At 42.0% G+C, this 1,146-nt stretch carries 1 protein-coding gene; it reads left to right on the plus strand.

Going from position 1 to position 1,146, the window contains the following annotated elements; all coding sequences use genetic code 11:
- Positions 1-900, plus strand: a 900-nt coding sequence (locus H8716_RS17455; RefSeq protein WP_249310229.1) for a tyrosine-type recombinase/integrase, incomplete at its 5' end; no start/stop codon positions are given.
- Positions 901-1,146: the final 246 nt, after the last annotated feature.

Genomic DNA, 1,146 nt, shown 5'->3' on the forward strand with positions numbered 1-1,146 from the left:
GTAAGAAAGGGATACAGCAAAGATTATATCCATTCTTTTTCCGCAGTGTTACAGCAGTCATTCCGTTTTGCAGTATTTCCAAAACAACTAATCAGTTTCAATCCGATGCAATATATCAAACTGAAACGACAGGCAGAGGAAGTTGACCTCTTTTCCGATGATGAAGTGGAAGAAGGCACACAACCGATTTCGCATGATGATTACGAGCAACTTATCAAGTATCTGGAAAAGAAAAACCCACCTGCCATTCTACCGATTCAGATTGCGTATTATGCCGGGCTCCGTATCGGAGAAACCTGTGGTCTTACATGGCAGGACATTAACCTTGAGGAACAATGCCTGACCATAAAACGCAGTATCCGCTACGACGGCATGAAACACAAAAACATTATTGGACCAACGAAGCGGAAAAAAGTTAGGATTGTTGATTTTGGCGATACCCTGACTGAAATACTGAAAGCTGCCAGAAAGGAACAACTCAAAAACCGGATGCAGTATGGCGAATTATATCACCGCAATTACTACAAAGAGGTGCATGTGAAAAACAGAGTCTATTATGAATACTATCACCTTGACGGAACGCAGGAAGTCCCGGCAGATTACAAAGAAATCTCCTTTGTCTGCTTAAGACCGGATGGCTCTTTGGAACTGCCGAGTACACTCAGCATTGTATGCAGATCAGTGTCAAAGAAACTGGAAGGATTTGAAGATTTCCATTTCCACCAGTTACGTCACACCTACACCAGCAATCTGCTTTCCAATGGGGCTGCACCGAAAGATGTACAGGAACTGTTAGGACACTCTGATGTCAGTACCACAATGAATATTTACGCTCACTCAACAAGAAAAGCAAAACGGGATTCCGCAAGACTTCTTGATAAAGTAGTGAGCAATGCTTAACTAAAAATTTCCCTTATTTCCCTTGCGGATTCCGCATAAGGGCAAAGATAAGGGAAAATACATATCATTTCACTATCTAAGAGGCTGTAAGCCTTGAAAAATAAGGAAAGTTCAGGAAATCTCTCCACAGTCGAGTAGACTTACACCTCACAATGTAAGCCCCTCACAGAACCGTACGTGCGGCTTTCCCGCATACGGCTCTTCATAATAATATTTACAGTCTCAAAACAAACTGACATAAATCTT

It is taken from the genome of Jingyaoa shaoxingensis, assembly GCF_014385005.1.
In the GTDB taxonomy this organism is placed as follows: domain Bacteria; phylum Bacillota; class Clostridia; order Lachnospirales; family Lachnospiraceae; genus Marvinbryantia; species Marvinbryantia shaoxingensis.